This is a genomic window from Serratia sp. szju (assembly GCF_044594185.1).
In the GTDB taxonomy this organism is placed as follows: Bacteria; Pseudomonadota; Gammaproteobacteria; order Enterobacterales; family Enterobacteriaceae; genus Serratia; species Serratia bockelmannii.
Map to the genome: position 1 here is coordinate 1,618,141 of NZ_CP172576.1, position 22,952 is coordinate 1,641,092.

The 22,952-nt window shown below is 59.9% G+C and carries 21 protein-coding genes; 8 read left to right on the top strand and 13 right to left on the bottom strand.

Going from position 1 to position 22,952, the window contains the following annotated elements:
- The first annotated feature begins 196 nt into the window (after positions 1-196).
- Together malP and malQ are read left to right on the top strand one after the other, a co-directional pair.
- Complete coding sequence (gene malP / locus RE418_RS07620; protein WP_049205569.1) at positions 197-2,602, top strand: maltodextrin phosphorylase; 2,406 nt, start codon at positions 197-199, stop codon at positions 2,600-2,602.
- Between the two features lie 9 nt (positions 2,603-2,611).
- Positions 2,612-4,702, top strand: coding sequence for a 4-alpha-glucanotransferase (gene malQ, locus RE418_RS07625; RefSeq protein WP_089181419.1), 2,091 nt, complete (start codon positions 2,612-2,614; stop codon positions 4,700-4,702).
- 184 nt (positions 4,703-4,886) lie between these two features.
- Here malQ and nfuA read toward each other — a convergent pair whose 3' ends face one another.
- Complete coding sequence (gene nfuA, locus RE418_RS07630) at positions 4,887-5,462, bottom strand: Fe-S biogenesis protein NfuA (protein ID WP_025304558.1); 576 nt, start codon at positions 5,460-5,462, stop codon at positions 4,887-4,889.
- 58 nt (positions 5,463-5,520) lie between these two features.
- The gene (gntX, locus tag RE418_RS07635) at positions 5,521-6,204 is read right to left on the bottom strand and encodes a DNA utilization protein GntX (RefSeq protein ID WP_025304557.1); all 684 of its coding nucleotides are present in this window, start codon (positions 6,202-6,204) and stop codon (positions 5,521-5,523) included.
- Between the two features lie 40 nt (positions 6,205-6,244).
- Here gntX and bioH point away from each other — a divergent pair, with 40 nt between their 5' ends.
- Together bioH and RE418_RS07645 are read left to right on the top strand one after the other, a co-directional pair.
- On the top strand, positions 6,245-7,015 hold the full coding sequence (bioH, locus tag RE418_RS07640; RefSeq protein WP_025304556.1) for a pimeloyl-ACP methyl ester esterase BioH: 771 nt from the start codon (positions 6,245-6,247) through the stop codon (positions 7,013-7,015).
- Between the two features lie 270 nt (positions 7,016-7,285).
- A complete protein-coding gene (locus RE418_RS07645; RefSeq protein ID WP_004930765.1) occupies positions 7,286-7,570 on the top strand; it encodes a YdgH/BhsA/McbA-like domain containing protein in 285 nt (94 codons plus the stop codon).
- Positions 7,571-7,611: 41 nt separating this feature from the next.
- Here the strand turns inward: RE418_RS07645 and RE418_RS07650 are convergent, their stop codons facing one another.
- The 5 genes from RE418_RS07650 to greB all read right to left on the bottom strand — a co-directional run bounded on the left by RE418_RS07650 (position 7,612) and on the right by greB (position 14,024).
- On the bottom strand, positions 7,612-7,851 hold the full coding sequence (locus tag RE418_RS07650) for a FeoC-like transcriptional regulator (RefSeq protein ID WP_033639206.1): 240 nt from the start codon (positions 7,849-7,851) through the stop codon (positions 7,612-7,614).
- Entirely contained in the window at positions 7,851-10,166 is a 2,316-nt protein-coding gene (gene feoB / locus RE418_RS07655) for a Fe(2+) transporter permease subunit FeoB (RefSeq protein WP_089181418.1), read from the bottom strand. Before feoB ends, RE418_RS07650 begins: the two co-directional genes overlap by 1 nt.
- A 62-nt stretch (positions 10,167-10,228) precedes the next feature.
- Positions 10,229-10,453 (bottom strand): ferrous iron transporter A, encoded by a 225-nt coding sequence (feoA, locus tag RE418_RS07660; RefSeq protein ID WP_043139125.1) that lies wholly within the window; start codon positions 10,451-10,453, stop codon positions 10,229-10,231.
- A 606-nt stretch (positions 10,454-11,059) separates the two neighbouring features.
- Positions 11,060-13,393: a Tex family protein gene (locus tag RE418_RS07665; protein ID WP_025304552.1), complete on the bottom strand. Its 2,334-nt coding sequence runs from the start codon at positions 13,391-13,393 to the stop codon at positions 11,060-11,062.
- Positions 13,394-13,550: 157 nt separating this feature from the next.
- The gene (gene greB / locus RE418_RS07670) at positions 13,551-14,024 is read right to left on the bottom strand and encodes a transcription elongation factor GreB (protein WP_025304551.1); all 474 of its coding nucleotides are present in this window, start codon (positions 14,022-14,024) and stop codon (positions 13,551-13,553) included.
- Between the two features lie 230 nt (positions 14,025-14,254).
- On the opposite strand from greB, the gene cbpA reads away from it, so the two are divergent.
- From cbpA to envZ, 4 genes are all read left to right on the top strand, one after another.
- Complete coding sequence (gene cbpA, locus RE418_RS07675) at positions 14,255-15,217, top strand: curved DNA-binding protein (RefSeq protein WP_025304550.1); 963 nt, start codon at positions 14,255-14,257, stop codon at positions 15,215-15,217.
- A gap of 5 nt (positions 15,218-15,222) precedes the next feature.
- Entirely contained in the window at positions 15,223-15,528 is a 306-nt protein-coding gene (locus RE418_RS07680; RefSeq protein ID WP_004930739.1) for a chaperone modulator CbpM, read from the top strand.
- Positions 15,529-15,785: 257 nt separating this feature from the next.
- Positions 15,786-16,505, top strand: coding sequence for a two-component system response regulator OmpR (gene ompR, locus RE418_RS07685; RefSeq protein WP_004709363.1), 720 nt, complete (start codon positions 15,786-15,788; stop codon positions 16,503-16,505).
- A complete protein-coding gene (gene envZ, locus RE418_RS07690; protein ID WP_015379311.1) occupies positions 16,502-17,872 on the top strand; it encodes a two-component system sensor histidine kinase EnvZ in 1,371 nt (456 codons plus the stop codon). Before ompR ends, envZ begins: the two co-directional genes overlap by 4 nt.
- A 32-nt stretch (positions 17,873-17,904) precedes the next feature.
- On the opposite strand, the gene RE418_RS07695 is transcribed toward envZ, so the two are convergent.
- The 6 genes from RE418_RS07695 to yrfG all read right to left on the bottom strand — a co-directional run bounded on the left by RE418_RS07695 (position 17,905) and on the right by yrfG (position 22,873).
- Entirely contained in the window at positions 17,905-18,384 is a 480-nt protein-coding gene (locus RE418_RS07695) for a type II toxin-antitoxin system VapC family toxin (RefSeq protein WP_016930378.1), read from the bottom strand.
- Entirely contained in the window at positions 18,381-18,644 is a 264-nt protein-coding gene (locus RE418_RS07700; RefSeq protein ID WP_004930730.1) for a FitA-like ribbon-helix-helix domain-containing protein, read from the bottom strand. The genes RE418_RS07695 and RE418_RS07700 overlap by 4 nt, the downstream gene beginning before the upstream one ends.
- A gap of 126 nt (positions 18,645-18,770) precedes the next feature.
- Positions 18,771-20,390 carry a phosphoenolpyruvate carboxykinase (ATP) gene (gene pckA / locus RE418_RS07705; RefSeq protein ID WP_043138920.1) on the bottom strand — a complete coding sequence of 540 codons (1,620 nt, stop codon included), beginning with the start codon at positions 20,388-20,390 and terminating at the stop codon, positions 18,771-18,773.
- 494 nt (positions 20,391-20,884) lie between these two features.
- Entirely contained in the window at positions 20,885-21,763 is an 879-nt protein-coding gene (gene hslO / locus RE418_RS07710; protein WP_025304548.1) for an Hsp33 family molecular chaperone HslO, read from the bottom strand.
- Positions 21,764-21,788: 25 nt separating this feature from the next.
- On the bottom strand, positions 21,789-22,196 hold the full coding sequence (gene hslR, locus RE418_RS07715; RefSeq protein ID WP_025304547.1) for a ribosome-associated heat shock protein Hsp15: 408 nt from the start codon (positions 22,194-22,196) through the stop codon (positions 21,789-21,791).
- On the bottom strand, positions 22,193-22,873 hold the full coding sequence (gene yrfG, locus RE418_RS07720) for a GMP/IMP nucleotidase (RefSeq protein ID WP_089181417.1): 681 nt from the start codon (positions 22,871-22,873) through the stop codon (positions 22,193-22,195). The genes hslR and yrfG overlap by 4 nt, the downstream gene beginning before the upstream one ends.
- Positions 22,874-22,952: the final 79 nt, after the last annotated feature.

Genomic DNA, 22,952 nt, shown 5'->3' on the forward strand with positions numbered 1-22,952 from the left:
TTCTCAGTGCTCGCCGCACGCGTTGGCGGGCTTTTTTGCATCGTTGCAAGGGAGTCAAACAGTGCCTGAGATCACAATTCCAGCTACGCCCCAATCCTCCTCCCCAGCTAATCCCCAGGCGGGATGATGCCGTCAGGCTTTCTCACCGGCACGATAGCGGCAATTTGACCCACTTACTGGATAGAGAGTTTTCCTTATGTCACAGCCTACGCTCAAGAAGGATGCTTTTCTGGCGGCGCTCGCCCGTCAGTGGCAACGGTTCGGCCTCAGTTCCGCACAGCAGATGACGCAACATCAATGGTGGGAAGCCGTCAGTGCGGCGCTGGCCGAGCAGCTGGCCGCACAGCCGGCGCCGCGCAAAAGCGCCAAACCGCTGCGCCACGTGAACTACATCTCGATGGAGTTTCTGATCGGCCGGCTGACGGCGAACAACCTGATCAACCTGGGCTGGTACGACACCGTCGAGCAGGCGCTGGCCGAGCAGAACGTCAAGCTGGCGGATTTGCTGGAGCAGGAAACCGATCCGGCGCTGGGCAACGGCGGGCTGGGGCGTCTGGCGGCCTGTTTCCTCGACTCGATGGCGACGGTGGAACAACCGGCCACCGGCTATGGGCTGAATTACCAGTACGGGCTGTTCCGCCAGTCGTTCCGCGAAGGGCAACAGCAAGAGGCGCCGGATAACTGGCAACGCGAGAGCTACCCGTGGTTCCGCCACAACGCCGCGCTGGCGGTGGACGTGGGCATCGGCGGCAAGCTGGAAAAGCAGGCCGACGGCCGCGAACGGTGGCGCCCGGCCTTCACCCTGCGCGGCGAAGCCTGGGATCTGCCGGTGCTGGGCTATCGCAACGGCGTGGCGCAGCCGCTGCGCCTGTGGCAGGCGACCCATCAGCATCCGTTCAACCTGAGCGATTTCAACGACGGCAAATTCTTGCAGGCGGAGAAGCAGGGCGTAGAAGCCGACAAGCTGACCAAGGTGCTTTACCCGAACGACAACCATCAGGCCGGCAAGCGCCTGCGCCTGATGCAGCAGTATTTCCAGTGCGCCTGCTCGGTGGCGGACATTTTGCGCAAGCACCATCAGGCCGGCCGCAAGATTGAAGAGCTGCCGAAGTACGAAGTGATCCAGCTGAACGACACCCACCCGACCATCGCCATTCCGGAAATGCTGCGCATTCTGCTGGACGAGCACCAGCTGGAATGGGAGGCGGCCTGGGCGATCACCAGCAACACCTTCGCCTATACCAACCACACCCTGATGCCGGAAGCGCTGGAGTGCTGGGATGAAAAACTGGTGCGCAGCCTGCTGCCGCGCCATTTCTCCATCATCAAACAGATCAACGCCAGGTTTAAAAAATTGGTGGATAAGCACTGGCCGGGCGACGAGGCGGTGTGGGCCAAACTGGCGGTGCACCATGACAAGCAGGTGCGCATGGCCAACCTGTGCGTGGTCAGTGGCTTTGCGGTCAATGGCGTGGCGCAGCTGCATTCGGATCTGGTGGTGAAAGATCTGTTCCCGGAATATCACCAGCTGTGGCCGAACAAATTCCATAACGTCACCAACGGCATCACGCCGCGCCGCTGGCTGAAACAGTGCAACCCGGCGCTGTCGGGCCTGATCGACGAGACGCTGAAGGTGGAGTGGGCGAGCGATCTCGACGCGCTGCGCGGGCTGGAGAAATTCGCCGACGACGCGGCGTTCCGCCAGCGTTATCAGCAGATCAAACGCGACAACAAGGTGGCGCTGGCCCATTACGTACACGGCGTAATGGGGCTGACGCTCGACCCGGACGCGATCTTCGACGTGCAGATCAAGCGTCTGCACGAGTACAAACGCCAGCACCTGAACCTGCTGCACATCCTGTCGCTGTATCGTCAGCTGCGCGACAACCCCAACCTGGACATCGTGCCGCGCGTCTTCCTGTTCGGCGCCAAGGCGGCGCCGGGCTACTACCTGGCGAAGAACATCATCTACGCCATCAATCAGGCGGCCGAGAAGATCAATAACGATCCGTTGGTGAAAGATCGCCTGAAAGTGGCGTTCATCCCTGACTACCGCGTGTCGGTGGCCGAACTGATGATCCCGGCGGCGGATATCTCCGAACAGATCTCCACCGCCGGCAAAGAGGCCTCCGGCACCGGCAACATGAAGCTGGCGCTGAACGGCGCGCTGACGGTCGGCACGCTGGACGGCGCCAACGTCGAAATCGCCGAGCAGGTGGGCGAAGACAATATCTTTATCTTCGGCAATACCGTGGAGCAGGTGAAGGCGATAGTGGCGAAGGGTTACGATCCGCTCAGCTACCGCAAGAAGGACAAGCACCTGAAGGCGATTCTGGACGAGCTGGCGAGCGGCACCTTCAGCCACGGCGACAAGCACGCGTTCGACATGATGCTGCACAGCCTGCTGGAAGGCGGCGATCCCTACCTGGTGCTGGCGGACTTTGCCTCGTACTGCCAGGCGCAGCGCCGGGTCGACGAGCTGTATCGCGATCGGGACGAATGGACGCGGCGGACTATCCTTAACACCGCGCGCGTCGGCATGTTCAGCTCGGATCGCTCGATCCGCGATTACCAGCAGCGTATCTGGCAAGCCAAACGTTAAGGAGAGCGAATGGATCGCAAGCGTATCGATCAGGCGGCAGCGCAGGCGGGGATCGCCGCCGATTTCATCAATGCCCACGGCAAGCGGCAGGCGATTGAACCGCAGACCAAGCGCAAGCTGCTGGCGGCCATGAACCGAACCGATGCCGAGCAGGAAGGAGCGCCGCCGCCGTTACCGGCGGTCAAGGTGTTCTATCAGGGCGCGCCGCTGGCGCTGACCCCGGCGGGCGAAGGCGAGTACCTGTGGGCGCTGCAACGTGAAGACGGCGAATGCCTGCAGGGGCGCATCGGCGCGCGCAAGACCCTGACGCTGCCCGGCGATCTGCCGGTGGGTTACCACCAATTGACGCTGAGCCAGGGCGAGCAGCAGTGGCCATGCCGGCTGATCGTCGCGCCGAGACGCTGCTTCGAGCCGGACGCCTTGCTGACCGGTAAGAAGCTGTGGGGCGCTTGCGTTCAGCTGTATACGCTGCGCTCCGATCGCAACTGGGGCATCGGCGATTTCGGCGATCTGCGTCTGATGGTGGAGCAGGTGGGGGAGCGCGGCGGCGCCTTCGTTGGCCTCAACCCGATCCATGCGCTGTATCCGGCTAATCCGGAGAGCGCCAGCCCTTACAGCCCCTCGTCGCGCCGCTGGCTGAATCTGGCGTATATCGACGTCAACGCGGTGGAGGATTTCCAGCGCAGCGATGCGGCGCAGCGCTGGTGGCAGAAGCCGGCGACGCAGAAGCAGCTGGCCAAGGCGCGCGCCGCGGAGTGGGTGGATTACACCGCCGTGATGCAGCTGAAGCTGGCGGCGCTGAAGCTGGCGTTTCCGCTGTTTCAGGCGCGCAAGCCAAACGACGGGCAGCGTCAGGCGTTCGAACAGTTCGTCAGCGAGGGCGGCGACAGCCTGTATCAGCAGGCGGCGTTCGACGCGCTGCATGCCCATCTGGCGGCCAAAGATGCCCACCAGTGGGGCTGGCCGGCCTGGCCAGAGCGCTATCGGCAGGGGCAGAGCGAAGCGGTACGGCTGTTCTGCTCCGAACATCAGAACGCGGTCCGCTTTTACCTGTGGCTGCAGTGGCTGGCGGCCACGCAGTTCGCGCAGTGTTTTGACCAGAGCCGGCAGCAGCAGATGCCGATTGGCCTGTATCGCGATCTGGCGGTCGGGGTGGCGGAAGGCGGGGCGGAAACCTGGTGTGACCGCGAACTGTACTGCCTGAAAGCGTCGGTCGGGGCACCGCCGGATATTCTGGGGCCTCTGGGGCAAAACTGGGGCCTGCCGCCGATGGATCCGCACGTGATGGCGGCACGCGGGTACCAGCCGTTTATCGATCTTTTGCGCGCCAACATGACCAACTGCGGCGCGCTGCGCATCGATCACGTCATGGCGCTGCTGCGGCTGTGGTGGATCCCGTATGGCGAAACCGCCGATCGCGGCGCCTACGTCAAATACCCGGTGGACGATCTGCTGGCGGTGTTGGCGCTGGAAAGCCAGCGCCACCGTTGCATGGTGATCGGCGAGGATCTCGGCACGGTGCCGGTGGAAATCGTCGGCAAGCTGCGCGACAGCGGCGTCTATTCCTACAAAGTGCTCTATTTCGAAAGCGACGGTGAACACCATTTCCGCGCGCCGCAGGCCTATCCGGTGCAGGCGATGGCGACCATCACCACCCACGATCTGCCGACGCTGCGCGGCTACTGGCAAAGCGACGATCTAACGCTCGGCAACCGGCTGGGTCTTTACCCGGACGCGGAGATCCTGCGGGCGCTGTTCGCCGATCGGGAACGCGCCAAGCAGGGGCTGCTGGATGGATTGCATCGTTATGGCTGCGTGCCGCAGAAGGTGGGCAAGAAGGCAGCGCTGCTCGGCATGAGCCCGCTGCTCAACCGCGGCCTACAGCGCTATGTCGCCGACAGCGCCAGCGCCTTGCTCGGCCTGCAGCCGGAAGACTGGCTGGATATGGCCGATCCGGTCAATATTCCCGGTACCAGCGATCAGTACCCTAACTGGCGGCGCAAGCTGACCCAGACGCTGGAGGAGATGTTTGCCGACCCGCACATAAACCGCTTACTGAAGGATTTGGACAAGCGGCGCCGCAAGGTGTCGGTGGGGTGACGATGAGGTGTCGTTGTATTAGGTCAAAGGATGAGAACTTTAGTCCCATCCAAATGACGGATACCCGAATTAATTGGAGTTGCAGCTAGGCGGCAAGTGCGTAAATCCCCAGGAGCTTACTTAAGTAAGTGACTGGGGGGCGCGCATGCGGCCAACAACGCTGCAACTTCAAGTAAGAAGGGTATCAATAGTAGGAGTGCTCGCCGCGCTGGTGCTCGGTCAGGTCACGCACGCCTTTCAGCTCCGGGAATTTCTGCAGCAGCTCTTTCTCGATGCCTTCTTTCAGCGTGACGTCGACCATCGAACAACCGTTGCAACCGCCGCCGAACTGCAGGATCGCCATGTTGTCGTCGGTGATCTCCATCAGCGTTACGCGGCCGCCGTGGCCCGCCAGCTGTGGGTTGATCTGCGACTGCAGCACGTATTCCACGCGCTCCATCAGCGGCGCATCGTCATCGACCTTGCGCATTTTGGCGTTTGGCGCTTTCAGCGTCAGCTGAGAACCCAGTTGGTCGGTCACGAAGTCGATTTCGGCGTCTTCCAGATACGGCGCGCTCAGCTCATCGACATAGGCGGACAGTTTGTCGAACTTCAGTTCGGTATCCGTCGCTTCTACCGCGTCCGGCGGACAATAAGAGACACCGCATTCGGCCGTCGGCGTGCCCGGGTTGATCACGAATACGCGGATTTGGGTGCCTTCTTCTTGATTTGCCAGCAGTTTGGCAAAGTGTTCCTGTGCAGTATCTGTTATACGGATCATAGCATTAGCTCAATAGTTGACTTCTATAGTCGGTTATAATACGCCCATTGCCGTGGCACTACAACGTGCGGCAAATGCACCATATCTGCACCGAGGCGGCGCCTTGCCGCTGCAGCAGCGCCGCTATCTGCGCGACGGTGCTGCCGGTGGTCACCACGTCATCCACCAGGGCGATATGCCGGCCGGCGACCGATGCCACGCAAACGAACGCGCGTTGCAGATTGCGCCTGCGTACCCCGGCGCTCAGCCGCTGTTGCGGGGCGGTTTTGCGCACCCGGCGCAAGGCGGCGGGCTGATAGGTGCAGCCCAGCCAGCGCGCCAGCGGCCGGGCCAACAGATCGCTCTGGTTATAACCACGGTGCCAGCAGCGTGTTGCATACAAGGGTACCGCTAAAATCAGGTCGGGTCTGTTCAGATACTGCTCTCTGCGCGCCTGCTGCCACCGCAACAACATCAGGCGCGCTAGCGTCGGCGCCAGCTCGGGCGCGCGGTGGAACTTGAACCTTTTTACCAGTTGGCTGAGGGGCGCAACGTAGTCGCCGACGAACACCAGCCGTTGCCAGGGCGGTGGCCGTTGCAGGCAGCGGCCGCAGGGCGTTCGCGTCTTCCCGGCGGGCAATCCGCAGCGCGGGCAACACGGCGGGTGGGCCGGCAGATGACGCAGGCAACAGCTGCAGATGCCATGACGGATCAGGCTCAACGGTTGTCGGCATAGCCAACAACGGCTGCGGATTGATAGCATAGCGTCTCCGTGACGGATAAGTATGAAAGGACAATAACCAATGACAGCGCTGTACTGGCAAACAATAGGCGAAGGCGAACGCGATCTTGTGCTGCTGCACGGCTGGGGATTGAACGCCGAAGTGTGGAGTTGCATTCAGGCGCGACTGACGCCGCATTTTCGCCTGCACCTGGTCGATCTGCCGGGGTACGGCCGTAGCCAGGGGTTCGGCGCCCTGTCGCTGGAGCAGATGACGGAAATCGTGCTGGCGGCTGCCCCGCCGCAGTCCTGGTGGCTTGGCTGGTCGCTCGGTGGGCTGGTGGCCAGCCAGGCGGCGCTGATGCAGCCCGAGCGAGTCAAGGGGCTTATCACCGTAGCCTCCTCGCCGTGCTTTGCCGCCCGCGATGAGTGGCCGGGGATCCGCCCGGATGTGCTGAGCGGTTTCCAGCATCAGCTGAGCCTGGATTTCCAGCGCACCGTCGAGCGTTTTCTGGCGCTGCAGACGCTGGGCACTGAGAGCGCGCGTCAGGATGCGCGCCAACTGAAAGCGGTGGTGCTCAACCAACCGACGCCGAGCGTCGAGGTGCTGAACGGTGGGCTGGAGATCTTGCGCACAGCCGATCTGCGTGCACCGCTGGCGGAGTTGACGCTGCCGCTGCTGCGGATCTACGGCTATCTGGACGGGCTGGTGCCGCGCAAGGTCGCCGAGCTGCTCGACGCCGACTGGCCGAACTCTACGTCGCAGATCGTGGCCAAAGCCGCCCATGCGCCATTTATCTCTCATCCCGATGAATTTGTGACGATGATCGAAGCGTTTATTGCAGCACATTGAATGCAGCGTGAAAACGCACGATAGAGCGCGAAAAAAAACGCCGCCGGGTGGATAAAAGACAAAGCTGTTCAATACTTAGTGAGTCAATGCGTTGGCTGCAAAATGAAAAGACCGCGTGCGGCGCTTTTCATTTTGGCGTTTCGTCTCTGGGAAACAGGCCCCGTCAGGGAAAGCAACGAGGCCTGAGGATGTCGCGGCAGCCTGCGGTACTACGCATGGATCCTTGACGGCTTTCATAACAGATAAATTATCCATTGAGAGGTTAGTGTCATGAAATCATTGAAGATGATTATTGCAGCGGCAGTGCTGGGTTCGGTGTCTTTCGGCTCCATGGCGGCAACCCTGCTGACCAAGGAAGATCTGGATAAGAATCCGGGTAAATACGAGAAGATCGGCACCGTCACCACGACGGCGGAAACCACGTCACCGATGGATGCCAAGGAAGAGCTGTCCAAACTGGCAGACGAAAAGGGCGGTCAATACTACGTGATCCTGGCGGGCCGCGAACACGGTAAATTCAGCGCCATCGCCGAAGTTTACAAAGACAAGCAATAAGCCTTGAACGGCAAGGGGCGCCGCTGCGGCGCCCCTGATCGTCAGGCCTTCAGCCGGTAGAACACCGTGCTGCATCCCTGGCCCTGCGGGCAGCTTTTGCAACTGCCGCTCAGACAGGCGCCGCCATCCTGTTCGATACGTTCCACTTTCCCCATTGCCGTCAAACGATCCAGCATCGCCTGCACCAGCGGCAGCGGCGTCGCCAGCGATTGGCTGAGCTGCTGCGCCTGGGCGCTGCCGCGCAGCGCCAGCGCATCGCGCACCTGCAGCAGCCCGGCCATCAGTGACAGCTCCCTTTGGCGCTCTGGCAACAAGCCGCCGGCGTGGCGTTGCCCAGGCGCACCGTGACGCGGCTGCGCGCCCGGCGCAGGCCGAACAGCACCAGCAGGTTCACCAGCACCACCGCCAGGATCGCCGTCAGGCTGTACTGCGGGTGTTGGTTGAAGGTGGCCGCCTGATAGAACAGCGTCGCCAGCGAGTAGGCCACGTTCAGCCCCCACAGGATTGAGAAGGTCATCCAGCCGCGGCTTGATTCACGTGCGATGGCGCCCATCACCGAGACGCAAGGCACATACAGCAGCACGAAGATCAGGTAGCTGTAGGCGGAAATGCCGGAGCCGAATTTGCTGCTCATCACGCCCATCGAACCGACGCCCATCTCGCCGTCGCCCTTGCTGGCTTCGATCGGGTTGGAGAGCACGCTCAGGCTGAAGGTATTTTTCAGGCCGTCCCAGGTTTCCTTCAGCGCGCCGCCCAGCTCATCGAGCAGGTTGAAGTTGGCGGCGTCGAACGCCTCTTTGTTGATGTGCTCGGCGGTATACAGCGTGTTCAGCGTGCCGACCACCACTTCTTTCGCCATCGCGCCGGTCACCAGACCGACGGTGGCCTGCCAGTTATCGCTGTGGACGCCCATCGGCTGCAGCAGCGGCGTCAACACCTTGGAGACCGAGGCCAGCGCGGAGTCGTTGATGTTGTCGACCGTTTTGCCGCTGAACGAGAAGCTGTTCAGGCCGCCGATGAATATGCTGGCTACCACGATCACCTTACCGGCGCGCAACACGAAGCCTTTCAACCGCTGCCAGGTTTGCAGCAGCAGGCTTTTCAGGTGCGGCACGTGGTAAACCGGCAGCTCCATGACGAACGGCGAGGCTTCGCCGCGCATGAGGGTATATTTGAGTACCAGGCCGGTCAGGATCGCCACCGCGATGCCGAGCATGTATAGCGAGAACACCACCCCAGCACCGTCCTGGCCGAAGAAGGCGGCGGCGAACACCGCGAAGATCGCCAGACGGGCGCCGCACGACATGAACGGCGCCATCATGATGGTGATCAGGCGCTCGCGCTGGGCGTCCAGCGTACGGGCGCCCATGATGGACGGCACGTTGCAACCGAAGCCGACGATCAGCGGCACGAAGGATTTGCCCGGCAGCCCGAGCGCCTGCATCAGGCGATCCATCACGAACGCCGCGCGCGCCATGTAGCCGGAGTCTTCCAGGAATGACAGGAACAGGTACATCATGCCGATCTGCGGCACCAGCGGCAGCACGGTGTTGATGCCGCCGCCGACGCCCTGCGCCAGGAATACGGTCAGCCAGCCGGGGAAGTGCAGGGTGTAGCCGAGCCACTGAATGCCCTGAATGAAGATCGCCGCCGAGCCGATATCGAAGATCGGCTGCAGCGCGCCGCCGATATTGATCGCCAGCAGGAACATCAGGTACATCACCAACAGGAAGATCGGCACGCCCAGCCAGCGGTTGAGGATCACTTTATCCAGCATATCGGTCAGGCGGTTGGGCATCGCCTGCTGCGAGTTGCTGACCGCGTCGCTCAGGGTGGCGATAGACTGGTAGCGCGCGTCGGCGATCACCAGCGCCGGGTCTTCTTGCTCCTGCTGTTGCAACGTCTGAATGGCCGCAGGCAGCAGCGCGACGGCGGGACCGGCCAGCCGGTGGCTGTAGATGTCGCCCTCCAGCATCTGCAATGCCAGCCAGCGGCGTTGCACTGCCGGCAGCGTTTGCGGCATGGCGTTGCTCAGCGTGGCGACCGCTTTCAGCAGCAACGGTGGGTAGTTCACCAGCGCCTGCTGTTCGTTGATGCGATGATTGTCGATCATCTGTTTCAGCACGCCGATGCCGTCGGCGCGGGTGGAGATCATCGGTACTACCGGGCAGCCGAGGCGCGCCGACAGCGCGGCGACGTCGATATCGATATGCTGGCTTTTGGCGATGTCGAGCATGTTCAGCGCCACGATGCAGGGGATGCCCAGCTCCAGCAATTGCAGCGTCAGGTAGAGGTTGCGCTCCAGGTTGGAGGCGTCGACCACGTTGATCAGCAGATCGGCGTCGCCGCTCAAAATGTAATGGCAGGCGATCTGCTCATCGAGCGACGTTTGCTCTGAAATGGTGGTCAGGGAGTAGGTGCCGGGCAAATCGACTAGCCGCACGTCGGACTGCGGGGTGGTGAAATGGCCTTCTTTGCGTTCGACCGTCACGCCCGCCCAGTTGCCGACCCGTTGGCGTGCGCCGGTCAGCTGGTTGAACAGCGTGGTTTTGCCGGAGTTCGGGTTACCGATTAAGCCGATGGTGAGTTTTTTCATAGTTCAGCGTGTCGTCTTCAAGGAGAACAGCGCCGGCGCAAGAGCGCGTCGGCAAACGGAGGTCAGGGCTGGCCGTCGAGCTGCAGCAGCGCCAGATCCTTCTTGCGCAGCACCAGGCTGACGCGGCGAGTTTTAATTTCTATCGGATCGCCCAGTGGCGCGACGCGCACTACGTCGAATGAAGAGCCAGGCAGCATGCCGAGCGATAACAATTTCTGGCGGTAGGCCGGCGCAATTTCACCGGAAAAGCCGACAATCTTATACGTGCGTTTAGGTTGAAGCTGCATGTGATTAACCTTCCGGGTGCCGATGAACATCGGGCTGATGATAATTGGACGTTGCCGGCGAAAATGCCACGCCGTCGGCGGTATTCATCCATAAGGTCATGCAATAAAGTGAGCGCAAATAATAGTAATTATCATTATCGCGTTCAATACAAAAAGTAAGGGTATTGTAACCAATTATTATGGTGACGGCAGTTTTTAATGGCGTTGTCTTGATTAACGATGTTTTATCACTGCTTGCACTTGGGAACAAATGAGAATGGCGAGTTAAATCAGTTACGTATTTGTAGCCGAGTTTTCTTGTTTGCAAATATCGATGGCTTTTTCCCTTTATTTATTTCCGCTGAAAGGCAATTCGATAACATTATTCCACCGTAATGCGAGCGGTAACCATTTGTGTTTCTCTCACAATTAGCGAGATGAAAAATGCGTGTTAACGGAGTTGTTAATAAATGGCTGCAGAAGGCATTTTTGTTGCCTGAATAATGGGAGGGCGGTCACGCAGGAACGGGAAATAAAAAGATGATGGTTTATTGAGACGGGTCAAGAAATGCCGCAAGTTTTATTCATCAGAAAGGGCGGAGTAGGCTCCGCCCTATTGGCTCTGACTTAGCGTTTCTTGCCGAATGCCGCCGCCAGCGCGTCGCCCATGGCGCTGTTGCCGGCCGGCGTCGCATTGCGCGGTTTGGCCTTGTTGCCGCCTGCCGAACGGTTGGCGTTGTCGCGTGCCTGTGCCGGCGCGTTGCCGCCGCGGCGCGGTGAACCTTCGCCCGGTTGCTCATCCAGGCGCATGCTCAGCGCGATGCGTTTACGCTGCAGATCGACTTCCATCACCTTCACTTTGACGATGTCGCCGGCCTTCACCACTGTGTGCGGATCTTCGACGAACTTGTCCGCCAGCGAGGAGATGTGCACCAGGCCATCCTGATGCACGCCGATATCCACGAAGGCGCCGAAGTTGGTGACGTTAGTGACCGACCCTTCCAGGATCATCCCCGGCTGCAGATCGTTGAGGGTTTCCACGCCTTCGGCAAAGGTGGCGGTTTTGAACTCCGGACGCGGGTCGCGGCCCGGCTTCTCCAGCTCTTTCAGGATGTCGGTGACCGTCGGCACGCCGAACTTGTCGTCGGTGAAATCGACCGCTTTCAGGCTGCGCACCGCCGAGGCGTTGCCCATCAGGTCCTGCAGCGCCTGCTCGGTGGCGGCCAGGATGCGCTGCACCACCGGGTAGGCTTCCGGGTGAACGGTGGAGGCATCCAGCGGGTTGTCGCCGTGGTTGATGCGCAGGAAGCCGGCGCACTGTTCGAAGGCCTTCGGCCCCAGACGGCTGACTTTCAGCAGCTGTTCACGGTTGCTGAAGCGGCCGTTCTCGTCGCGCCAGTTGACGATGTTCTGCGCCATCATGCGTGTCAGGCCGGCCACGCGGGTCAGCAATGGTACCGATGCGGTGTTCAGATCGACGCCGACGGCGTTCACGCAGTCTTCCACCACCGAATCCAGCTTCTTCGCCAACTGGCTCTGGCTGACGTCGTGCTGATACTGGCCGACGCCGATGGATTTCGGATCGATCTTCACCAGCTCCGCCAGCGGATCCTGCAGGCGACGGGCAATGGATACCGCGCCGCGCAGCGACACGTCGAGATCCGGGAATTCCAGCGCCGCCAGTTCTGACGCGGAGTACACCGATGCGCCCGCTTCGCTGACGATCACTTTCTGCGCCCGGACGTCGCTGAACTGCTTTTGCAGGTCGAGATAGAAACGCTCGGTCTCACGCGAAGCGGTGCCGTTGCCGATGGCCACCAGCTCTACATTGTGTTTGATGCACAGCGCCGCGACGATGGCGGCGGCTTTGGCCGCTTGCCCGGTGTGCGGATAGACGGTGTCGGTGGCCACCAGTTTACCGGTCGCGTCGACCACGGCGACTTTCACCCCGGTGCGCAGGCCTGGATCGAGGCCCATGGTGGCGCGCATGCCGGCCGGCGCGGCCATCAGCAGATCATGCATGTTGCGGGCGAACACGTTGATCGCTTCGTCTTCCGCGCGTTCGCGCACCGTGCCCATCAGCTCGGTTTCCAGGTGCAGGAGCACCTTGATGCGCCAGGTCCAGTTGACCACCGCCTTACGCCAGGCGTCGGCCGGGGCGTTGTTCAGGCGCAGGTTGAGGTGATTGATGATGATCAGCTCCGCCTGGCTTTCGCGCGGCGCTTCCTCAAATTGCGGATCGGCGTTCAGCGCCAGCTGCAGCACACCTTCGTTGCGGCCGCGGAACATTGCCAGCGCGCGGTGCGAAGGCACCTGGGAAATCGGTTCGTGGTGATCGAAGTAGTCGCGGAACTTGGCGCCTTCGTCTTCCTTGCCCTCGACCACTTTGGACACCAGATGGGCGTTTTTCCACAGGTAGTCGCGCACCTTGGCCAGCAGCGCGGCGTCTTCGGCGAAGCGCTCCATCAGGATATAGCGCGCGCCGTCGAGGGCGGCTTTCACGTCCGCCACGCCCTTGTCGGCGTCGACGTAGCGTTCAGCCAGCTGTTCCGGCTGCTGTTGCGGATCCTGCCACAGCGTGTCCGCCAGCGGTTCCAGACCGGCTTCGATGGCGATCTGGCCACGGGTGCGGCGCTTCGGTTTGTACGGCAGGTAGAGGTCTTCGAGTTCGGTCTTGCTCAGCGTGGCGTTGATCGCCCCCGCCAGCTGTTCGGTCAGTTTGCCCTGTTCATCGATCGACTTCAGGATGGTCTGACGACGATCTTCCAGTTCACGCAGATAACCCAGGCGGGTTTCCAGCTGGCGCAGTTGGGTGTCGTCCAGGCCCCCGGTGACTTCCTTACGATAGCGTGCAATAAAGGGCACGGTATTACCTTCATCCAGCAGACGGATGGCGGAGTCGACTTGCTCCGGCCGGGCCTGCAGTTCTGTTGCAATAATGCGGCTCAGTGGGTCATTCATAGGTCTGGTATCTGTATTGAGAACGGTGAATAAACAGGGGACAGTTATACGGATTGATCGCGGAAAATGCCAGTGAAGCGGGCCGCCGCCGCGCGGCCGCGGCGTGGAGAACAGCTCAGGCGGCGGCGTTGGCGGCGGTTCGGAAAAAGCTGAAAGCTTACTTCGGGTAGTTTATCTCATTTACGTACCACTGTGCCTCGCCCAGCGGCGTATTGACGGTGGCGATGTCCCCGACCTCTTTTTTCAGCAGGGCGCGCGCCATCGGCGCATCGATGGAGATGTAATCCTTGCGGCCGAAAATCTCGTCGTAACCGACGATGCGAAAGCGTTTGGTCTCGCCGTCGTCATTCTCCACCTCCACCCAGGCACCGAAGAACACCTTGCCTTCCTGCTGCGGGGAGTAATCGACGATCTTCAACTGCTCCAGGCATTTGGTCAGATAGCGGACGCGGCGGTCGATCTCGCGCAGTCGTTTCTTGTTGTACTGGTAGTCGGCGTTTTCGCTTCTGTCGCCCAGGCTGGCGGCCCAGGTCACTTTTTTGGTCACCTCGGGGCGCTCTTCACGCCAGAGGTAATCCAGCTCTTGTTTGAGCTTGTCATACCCTTCACGGGTTATCAGTTGAGTTCTCATCGTGATTTATCTTTATGGGGCCACCGCCACAGTGTACGTGAATGCGGGGGGCTTTAGAAATGGCGCGCGGGCCTGCGCCTTGTCGCACGGTTTTTATTCAGTTTGCGCAGCTTTTAACAATCGGGAGTATGCTTAGCGATAGCGGAAAAGGAATGTGACGAAAGGAGGATATCTGGCGAGAGAGACAAGGAATTTTGGCGCACAACCCAACACATTGAAGGTATTACCGCATGGAATTTAAAGATTACTACGCCACGATGGGCGTTGAGCCCAACGCCGATCTGAAAACCATCAAAACGGCCTACCGCCGGCTGGCGCGTAAATATCACCCTGACGTGAGCACTGAAGACGACGCCGAGAGCAAGTTCAAGGAGCTGGCCGAAGCCTATGAGGTGCTGAAGGACGACGAGCGCCGCGCCGAGTACGATCAGATCCGGCTGCACCGCAACGATCCGAACTTTGGCCGCCAGGCGCGCGGCGATCACGGCGGCTATCAGCAGAGCGCTTCATGGCACGGCGGCGGCGCCGACGCGCAAGACTTCTCCGACTTCTTCGAGAGCATGTTCGGCGGGCGTGCGGCGGGCGGGCACCGCTCCGCTTCGCACTCGCACGGCGGGCATGGCTTCCGCGGCCAGGATCTGGAGATGGAGGTGCCGCTGTTCCTCGAGGAAACGCTGCATGGCCAAAGCCGCGAGATCTCCTATACGCTGCCGGTGTATGACGAGCTGGGGCGGCAGGTGAGCGAAGCCAACAAAACGTTGAACGTGAAAATCCCGGCCGGCGTGGGCGATGGCGAGCGCATTCGCCTCAAGGGGCAGGGCGTTGCCGGCGTGGGCGGCGGCCAAAACGGCGATCTGTATCTGGTCATCCGCCTCGCGCCGCACCCGCTGTTTGAGATAGATGGCCACAACCTGAGCATCGTGGCGCCGCTCGCTCCGTGGGAAGCGGCGCTCGGCGCCAGCATTGAGGTGCCGACGCTGACCGGCAAAATCGCGCTGACCGTGCCGGCCGGCAGCCAGAGCGGCAAACGGCTGCGGGTCAAAGGCAAAGGGCTGGCGGGCAAGAAAGAGCCCGGCGATCTGTATGTCATTCTCAAGGTGGTGATGCCGCCGAAGCCGAACGAGAAGGCCAGCGCCCTGTGGCGAGAGCTGGCTGAACAGGCGGCGTTCAACCCGCGCGCGGAATGGGAGTAAAGCACATGATGAAGAAAGAGATCACATTCACCGTGGTGGAGCTGTGTCAGCGAGTGGAGATTTCAGAGGATGAGCTGGTCGAGATCGTCGGCCTGGGCGTGATCGTGCCGTTGGAGCCGGCGCAGCCGCGCTGGGAGTTCGATTATCCGGCGCTGAGCCATCTGCAGCGCGCGCGCAGGCTGCGGGCCGAGCTGGATCTGGACTGGCCGGGGATCGCCATGGCGCTGACGCTGCTCGATCGGGTTGATGCGCTACAGCAAGAGAACCGGCAGCTGCGTAGGCAGCTGGCACGTTTCCTGCAGACCTCCTGACCCGACAGCTGAACGCCACCGGGCGCTTCCCCGGTGGCGAAATTGCACAAAATTGGGCCGCTGCCCCACATTGTGCCGATAAAGGGCGAAATTTTGACGAACCCCCGTCGACATTCACTGAAAATTGTTGATAAATGGGGAAAAGAATAAGCTTTGTAACAATTTCGTCTAGAATACATACCATTAAACGCTGTCTCAAATGGCAAGGTTTTCTAACAATATTCGAGTCAGGCAATAAAGCCTTTGGGAGTAATACCATGCAAGAGAATCATAAGATCCTGGTTGTCGATGATGACATGCGCCTGCGCGCGCTTTTAGAACGTTATTTAACCGAACAGGGCTTCCAGGTTCGCAGCGTTGCCAACGCTGAGCAAATGGATCGCTTGCTGACCCGTGAATCCTTCCATTTGATGGTGCTCGATCTGATGTTGCCGGGCGAAGACGGCCTGTCCATCTGCCGCCGTCTGCGTAGCCAGAGCAACCCGATGCCGATCATTATGGTCACCGCGAAAGGCGAAGAGGTCGATCGCATCGTGGGGCTGGAAATCGGCGCCGACGACTACATTCCTAAACCGTTCAACCCGCGTGAGCTGTTGGCTCGTATCCGCGCGGTGCTGCGCCGCCAGGCGAACGAACTGCCGGGCGCGCCTTCGCAGGAAGAGGCGGTGATCGCTTTCGGCAAATTCAAACTGAACCTCGGCACCCGCGAGATGTTCCGCGAAGACGAGCCGATGCCGTTGACCAGCGGCGAATTCGCGGTACTGAAGGCGCTGGTCAGCCACCCGCGTGAACCGCTGTCGCGCGATAAGCTGATGAATCTGGCGCGTGGCCGCGAATACAGCGCCATGGAGCGCTCCATCGACGTGCAGATCTCTCGTCTGCGCCGCATGGTTGAAGAAGATCCGGCGCATCCGCGTTATATCCAGACCGTGTGGGGTCTCGGCTACGTCTTCGTCCCGGACGGCAGCAAGGCATGAGGCGATTGCGCTTTTCACCGCGTAGCTCGTTTGCCCGAACCCTGTTGTTGATCGTCACTTTGCTGTTCGTCAGCCTGGTGACGACCTATCTGGTGGTGCTGAACTTCGCCATCCTGCCCAGCCTGCAGCAGTTCAACAAGGTACTGGCTTACGAAGTGCGTATGCTGATGACCGATCGGCTGCAGCTGGAGGACGGCACGCTGTTGGAAGTGCCGCCGGCGTTCCGTCGTGAGATCTACCGCGAGTTGGGCATTTCTCTCTACACCAACTCGGCGGCGGAGGAGAGCGGCCTGCGCTGGGCGCAGCACTACCAGTTCCTCAGCCAGCAGATGGCGCAGCAGCTCGGCGGGCCGACCGATGTGCGGGTGGAGGTGAACAAGAACTCCCCGGTGGTGTGGCTGAAAACCTGGCTGCAACCCGATATCTGGGTGCGCGTACCGCTGACGGAAATCCATCAGGGCGACTTCTCTCCGCTGTTCCGTTATACGCTGGCGATCATGCTGCTCGCGATCGGCGGTGCCTGGCTGTTTATTCGTATTCAAAACCGCCCGCTGGTGGAGCTGGAACATGCGGCGCTGCAGGTGGGCAAAGGGATTATTCCGCCGCCGCTGCGCGAGTATGGGGCTTCCGAAGTGCGGTCGGTGACTCGCGCATTCAATCAGATGGCGTCGGGCGTCAAGCAGCTGGCGGACGATCGCACCTTGCTGATGGCCGGGGTCAGCCATGATCTGCGCACGCCGTTGACGCGTATCCGGCTGGCGACGGAGATGATGAGCGCCGAAGACGGTTATCTGGCCGAGTCGATCAATAAAGACATCGAAGAGTGCAACGCCATCATCGAGCAGTTCATCGATTATCTGCGCACCGGGCAGGAGATGCCGACCGAAAGCAGCGACCTGAACGCCATTTTGGGCGAGGTGGTTGCGGCGGAGAGCGGTTATGAGCGGGTGATTGAAACCGCGTTGTCACCGGGCGAACTGATGATGAACGTGCATCCGCTGTCGATTAAGCGGGCGGCGGTGAACATGGTGGTGAACGCGGCGCGTTACGGCAACGGTTGGATCAAGGTCAGCAGCGGCCGCGAGCTGCAGCGCGGCTGGTTCCAGGTGGAAGATGACGGCCCGGGTATCAAGCCGGAAGAGTTGAAGCACCTGCTGCAGCCGTTCGTACGCGGTGACAGCGCGCGCAGCACCAGCGGCACCGGTCTGGGGCTGGCGATCGTGCAGCGTATTATCGACGCGCATGACGGCGAACTGGATATCGGCACCAGCGAGCGCGGCGGGCTGTTGATCCGCGCGTATATTCCGTTGCCGATGGAGAAAAAAGAGTCGACCAACGGTCATCAAACGGCCAGGGAAAACGCCTGACCTCTGATGTGGGCCGCGCCGCTGCGGCCCCGTCAGGACTTTCTGCTCATCACGTAGTATTCCGCCGCATCCTCATGCAACCGGCGGCCGGTCGGCGCCTGCCACGGATCGATTAATTCGATACCGCAGTGGAGGAAGTCTTTGGTATTGCGGGTAGCCAGGGCGGCACCGTAATGCAGGCAGGTGGCGGCGATTTGGGTATCCGGCACGCTCATCGCTTTACCCAGCAGCCGATTCCTTGCCGTCAATTCCGCGTATTGCATCGCGCACAGCCCATCAAACGGCAATATCTGCCCCTCGAACTTCAATTCAATGGCGTCCGCCAATTTCAGCTTGAGATCCCGCTGGCGCTTGCCGTCAGGCATGCAGGCGACGCCGCTGAACAGTTCGGCGAGGACAATGGCGCTGAGATAGAGCTCGTCATTGTCCTTTTCATTTAACCAGTTAATGACGTTGTAGTACGGGCTGGGACGCAGCGTTTCTGAAATGACGTTGGTGTCGATAATGATCATGCGTTGTCATCTTCATCATCAAAGGTGACGATGCGTGGCGGCACGGCGTCACGCGGTGGGATCTCCAGCTCAACGCCGCCGAATTCGGCGAAGTGCTGATGCATCCAGGTACCCAATCCATAGCGCGGCGGCTTTTTCACCAGCGCCTGTTTCAGGATCATGCGCGCTTCCTCTTCCATAGAATGGCCGTTTTTCGCCGCTGAGATACGCAGCAGCTCTTTGATTTCGTCGTCCAGATTTCTGACGGTGATAGTCGCCATTTAAACCTCCTTTGCTATCAATGATTGCATTGACTTATTTTCTCGCCTTGCTGGTTAAAAAGCAATCGATGAAAATAAAAAAAGGCGCGGGATCCGCGCCTTAGCTGAAGAGGTAACGCTACCGAATTACAGCTTCGGGCCGGCGCTAACCAGCGCGGCGCCCGCAGGCGTATCGGTGTATTTGTCGAAGTTGGTGATGAAGCGCTCGGCCAGATCCTGCGCTTTTTCCTGCCACTGCTCGAGGCTGGCGTAGGTATTGCGCGGATCGAGGATCTCTGGGTTCACGCCCGGCAGAGCGGTCGGCATCGCCAGATCGAAGATTGGCAGGGTAACGGTTTCCGCCTTGTCGATTTCACCGCTCAGGATGGCGTCGATGATGCCGCGTGTATCTTTGATCGAGATGCGTTTGCCGGTGCCGTTCCAGCCGGTGTTGACCAGGTAAGCCTGGGCGCCGGCGGCCTGCATGCGTTTCACCAACACTTCGGCGTACTGCGTCGGGTGCAGTGACAGGAACGCAGCGCCGAAGCAGGCGGAGAAGGTTGGCGTTGGCTCGGTTACGCCGCGTTCGGTGCCGGCCAATTTGGCGGTGAAACCGGACAGGAAGTGATACTGAGTCTGGTTGGCGGTCAGACGCGATACCGGCGGCAACACGCCGAAGGCGTCGGCGGTCAGGAAGATCACTTTGGTGGCGTGACCCGCTTTGGACACCGGCTTGACGATGTTTTGGATATGGTAGATCGGGTAAGAAACGCGGGTGTTCTCGGTTTTCGAACCGTCGTTGAAGTCGATGCTGCCGTCGGCCAGCACGGTGACGTTTTCCAGCAGCGCGTCGCGTTTGATGGCGTGATAGATGTCCGGCTCGGCTTCTTCAGAGAGCTTGATGGTCTTGGCGTAGCAGCCGCCTTCGAAGTTAAACACGCCGTCGTCGTCCCAGCCGTGCTCGTCATCGCCGATCAGCTGACGCTTAGGATCGGTGGAAAGGGTGGTCTTGCCGGTACCGGACAGGCCGAAGAACACCGCCACGTCGCCTTTCTCGCCCACGTTGGCCGAGCAGTGCATCGAAGCGATGCCTTTCAGCGGCAGCAGGTAGTTCATCATCGAGAACATGCCTTTCTTCATTTCGCCGCCGTACCAGGTGCCGCCGATCAGCTGCATGCGCTCGGTCAGGTTGAAGGCGACGAAGTTCTCCGAGTTCAGGCCTTGTTGCTGCCAGTTCGGGTTGGTGCATTTGGCGCCGTTCATCACCACGAAGTCCGGCTCGAAGTCAGCCAGCTCGTCGTCGCTCGGGCGGATGAACATGTTTTTCACGAAGTGCGCCTGCCAGGCCACCTCGGTGATAAAACGCACTTTCAGGCGCGAGTCAGCGTTGGCGCCGCAGAAGGTATCCACCACGAACAGACGTTTGCCGGAAAGCTGCTCGGTGACCAGGTGTTTCAGATCGGCCCACACTTCCGGGCTGAGAGGTTTGTTGTCGTTTTTGCCTTTGCCCTGATCGGCCCACCACACGGTATCGCGGGTGATGTCGTCGCGGACGATGTATTTGTCTTTCGGCGAACGGCCGGTGAAGATGCCGGTATCGACGGAGACGGCACCCAGCTTGGTGACTACCCCACGCTCAAAACCTTCCAGAGATGGGTCTGTTTCTTCCTTAAACAGCAGTTCATAGCTCGGGTTGTGAACGATTTCGCTAACGTCGTGAATGCCGTAAGCGGCCAGATCCTGAGGGGTTATACCTTTAACGCGCATGTTACTACTCCTTGGTCACAGAATTTCTGGCGGCAATTGTAGGGATCTAACGGTGAGTAACCGCGATGGGTATCAAATATTTAACGTTTTAGGCGGTATTTCGTTACGATCTGAGAGATAGCACACGGAAAAAAGCAAACGTGCAAACGGCGGGCGTTGGGGGGGGGCCGGGGGGGCCCCCCCCCAAAGTTTTTTTTTTTTAACTCCCTTAATATACTTATAAAAATACCTTATTATATCATATTTTAACAATATCTTAAATACAAAATTTATTCTTTCTTTTTTCTTATATTATTTATTATTATTTTTATATTATAAATAAATTTTTTATTATAAAAAAAACAATCAAATAAAAATTTAACTAAAAAAAAAAAAAAAAAAAAAAAAATATTATTGGGGGTTATTTTTATCTGAGAGATAGCACACGGAAAAAAGCAAACGTGCAAACGGGGGGCGTTGGCGGGCGCGGGGGGCGCCCGCCGAAAAGGTGTTACTTAGTGCAACTGGTCGCTTTCGCCGGTGTTACCCGCATACAACGCGGCAACATCAACCGGGTCAAAGACATAGTGGCTGCCGCAGTAGTCGCAGTGCATGTCGATGTTGCCGTCCTGCTCCAGCATGTCCGCCACTTCATCGGTCGGCAGGGTCATCAGCGCGTCGGCGCAACGCTGGCGCGAACAGGTGCAGCGGAACTGCACGTCCTGCGGTTCGTACAAGGTGACCTCTTCCTGATGGTACAGGCGGTACAACACTTCGTTGGCCGGCAGGCCGAACAGCTCTTCGCTTTTGACCGTGTTGGTCAGTTGCACCAGATGATCGAAATCATCGAGGTTGCCGTCCTGCGCCGGCAGCACCTGCAGCAGCATACCGGCTGCTGCGGCATTGCCTTCCACTTCGCCGGTGCGGATGAACAGGCGGGTTGGCAGCTGCTCGGACTGGCGGAAGTAGGCTTCCAGGCATTCTGCCAGGGTTTCACCTTCCAGGCCGACCACGCCCTGATAGCGCTCGCCTTCCGTCGGGGAAATGGTGATGACCATGACGCCGTTGCCGATCATCTGATGCAGGGTGCTGTCGTCGGCGATAGGCGCCTGGGTGCGCGCAACGCCACGCATCTCCTGGCGGTTGTTGCCGTTGATCACGGCCAGCTTCAGCGGGCCGTCGCCCTGCAGCTGCACGGTGATGTCGCCGTCGAACTTCAGGGTTGCGGTCAACAGACTGGTGGCGACCAGCAGTTCACCCAGTAGCTTTTGCACCGGCGCCGGGTAGTCGTGGTTGTTCAGGATCTGCTGATAGGTTTCGCTGACGGTAACCAGCTCGCCGCGCACCGCGTAGTTTTCAAACAGGTAACGGTGCAATTGGTCATGGTTGGACATAATCTTCTCTCATTACGGTGAGGGGTTATTCCGGCTCACCAAATTTAAATTTCATCAGGTCGCGCCGCTCCTTTTTGTCCGGACGACGGTCCGGATGCGGCATGGTCAACGCGTTCATCTTGCGCGCCAGCGCCATTTTTTCGCGGTTGGCGATGCTGGCTTCGGTTTCCTGATACATTTGCTGCGCCTCGTTGGCACCGCGGCGTTGGCTGGTCAGCGCCAGCACGATCACCGTACGCTCTTCGTTGCCCTGCCGCAGCTTAAGCTCGGCATTGAGTTCGACAATCTTGCTCGGTTTGCCGCGCTGGCCGTTGTAATGCACCTTGCCGCCGTCGATCATTTCGCGCGCCAGCGCGCGAGTCTTATAGAAGCGTGCGGCCCACAGCCACTTATCCAGCCGGACCGCGTCGTCGCGCGTCGCTTTTTCCTTCATGCTTCCCCCTTGGCCAGCGCCGGTATCAGCAGACGGTAGTCGCGCATCGACGGATGGCGCTGGAAGCTTTTTTCCGCCGTGCTGGAGTCCGGGTTTTGCACGCCCAGGCAGTAACGAATGCCGAAAGTGCGCGCCGCGTCGAGGATCGGCTCGCCGTCATCGACAAACAGCGTGCGCTGTGGGTTGAACCCGGTGTGCTGTTGCACCGCCTGCCACAGACGCTGATCTTCTTTCGGATAACCAAATGTGTGGGTGGAAAACAATAAATCAAGGTGCCGATCGAGGCCGGTATGCTCGATTTTCACCGCCAGGCTGTGAGGATGGGCGTTGGTCAGCAAAATGGTTTGCAGACCGGCGTCGCGCAGCGCCCGTAAAAACGGCTCGGTGTCTTCGCGCAGCCGCGCGCGGCTACCGATTTCGCTGGTCATGCGGTAGATGTCCAGATCCAACCGCTCGCTCCAGTAATCGAAGCAATACCAGTTCATGGTGTGCTGCACCGCCTGATATTCCCGTTCAATGATATGACGGGCTTCGTCGAACGGAATGGCGCGCCTTTCGCTCAGCGCTTGCGGCACCAGGCTGAGCCAGAAGTGGCTGTCGAACTCCAGATCCAGCAAGGTGCCGTCCATATCCAGCAGCACGGTATCGATCTGCGGCCAATCAAACTCGGGAACCATAAAAACTCCATGGGCGGACCGACGGGCGGTCCGCAGATGAGAATAATAGCGTTAGCGTAGCATAAGCAGATGACAGGGC

Excerpts from the sequence above, each read along its gene's own strand:
- malP (WP_049205569.1), top strand. The coding sequence starts at position 197 with ATGTCACAGCCTACGCTCAAGAAGGATGCTTTTCTGGCGGCGCTCGCC.
- malQ (WP_089181419.1), top strand. The coding sequence starts at position 2,612 with ATGGATCGCAAGCGTATCGATCAGGCGGCAGCGCAGGCGGGGATCGCC.
- nfuA (WP_025304558.1), bottom strand. The coding sequence starts at position 5,462 with ATGATCCGTATAACAGATACTGCACAGGAACACTTTGCCAAACTGCTG.
- gntX (WP_025304557.1), bottom strand. The coding sequence starts at position 6,204 with ATGCTATCAATCCGCAGCCGTTGTTGGCTATGCCGACAACCGTTGAGC.
- bioH (WP_025304556.1), top strand. The coding sequence starts at position 6,245 with ATGACAGCGCTGTACTGGCAAACAATAGGCGAAGGCGAACGCGATCTT.
- RE418_RS07645 (WP_004930765.1), top strand. The coding sequence starts at position 7,286 with ATGAAATCATTGAAGATGATTATTGCAGCGGCAGTGCTGGGTTCGGTG.
- RE418_RS07650 (WP_033639206.1), bottom strand. The coding sequence starts at position 7,851 with ATGGCCGGGCTGCTGCAGGTGCGCGATGCGCTGGCGCTGCGCGGCAGC.
- feoB (WP_089181418.1), bottom strand. The coding sequence starts at position 10,166 with ATGAAAAAACTCACCATCGGCTTAATCGGTAACCCGAACTCCGGCAAA.
- feoA (WP_043139125.1), bottom strand. The coding sequence starts at position 10,453 with ATGCAGCTTCAACCTAAACGCACGTATAAGATTGTCGGCTTTTCCGGT.
- RE418_RS07665 (WP_025304552.1), bottom strand. The coding sequence starts at position 13,393 with ATGAATGACCCACTGAGCCGCATTATTGCAACAGAACTGCAGGCCCGG.
- greB (WP_025304551.1), bottom strand. The coding sequence starts at position 14,024 with ATGAGAACTCAACTGATAACCCGTGAAGGGTATGACAAGCTCAAACAA.
- cbpA (WP_025304550.1), top strand. The coding sequence starts at position 14,255 with ATGGAATTTAAAGATTACTACGCCACGATGGGCGTTGAGCCCAACGCC.
- RE418_RS07680 (WP_004930739.1), top strand. The coding sequence starts at position 15,223 with ATGATGAAGAAAGAGATCACATTCACCGTGGTGGAGCTGTGTCAGCGA.
- ompR (WP_004709363.1), top strand. The coding sequence starts at position 15,786 with ATGCAAGAGAATCATAAGATCCTGGTTGTCGATGATGACATGCGCCTG.
- envZ (WP_015379311.1), top strand. The coding sequence starts at position 16,502 with ATGAGGCGATTGCGCTTTTCACCGCGTAGCTCGTTTGCCCGAACCCTG.
- RE418_RS07695 (WP_016930378.1), bottom strand. The coding sequence starts at position 18,384 with ATGATCATTATCGACACCAACGTCATTTCAGAAACGCTGCGTCCCAGC.
- RE418_RS07700 (WP_004930730.1), bottom strand. The coding sequence starts at position 18,644 with ATGGCGACTATCACCGTCAGAAATCTGGACGACGAAATCAAAGAGCTG.
- pckA (WP_043138920.1), bottom strand. The coding sequence starts at position 20,390 with ATGCGCGTTAAAGGTATAACCCCTCAGGATCTGGCCGCTTACGGCATT.
- hslO (WP_025304548.1), bottom strand. The coding sequence starts at position 21,763 with ATGTCCAACCATGACCAATTGCACCGTTACCTGTTTGAAAACTACGCG.
- hslR (WP_025304547.1), bottom strand. The coding sequence starts at position 22,196 with ATGAAGGAAAAAGCGACGCGCGACGACGCGGTCCGGCTGGATAAGTGG.
- yrfG (WP_089181417.1), bottom strand. The coding sequence starts at position 22,873 with ATGGTTCCCGAGTTTGATTGGCCGCAGATCGATACCGTGCTGCTGGAT.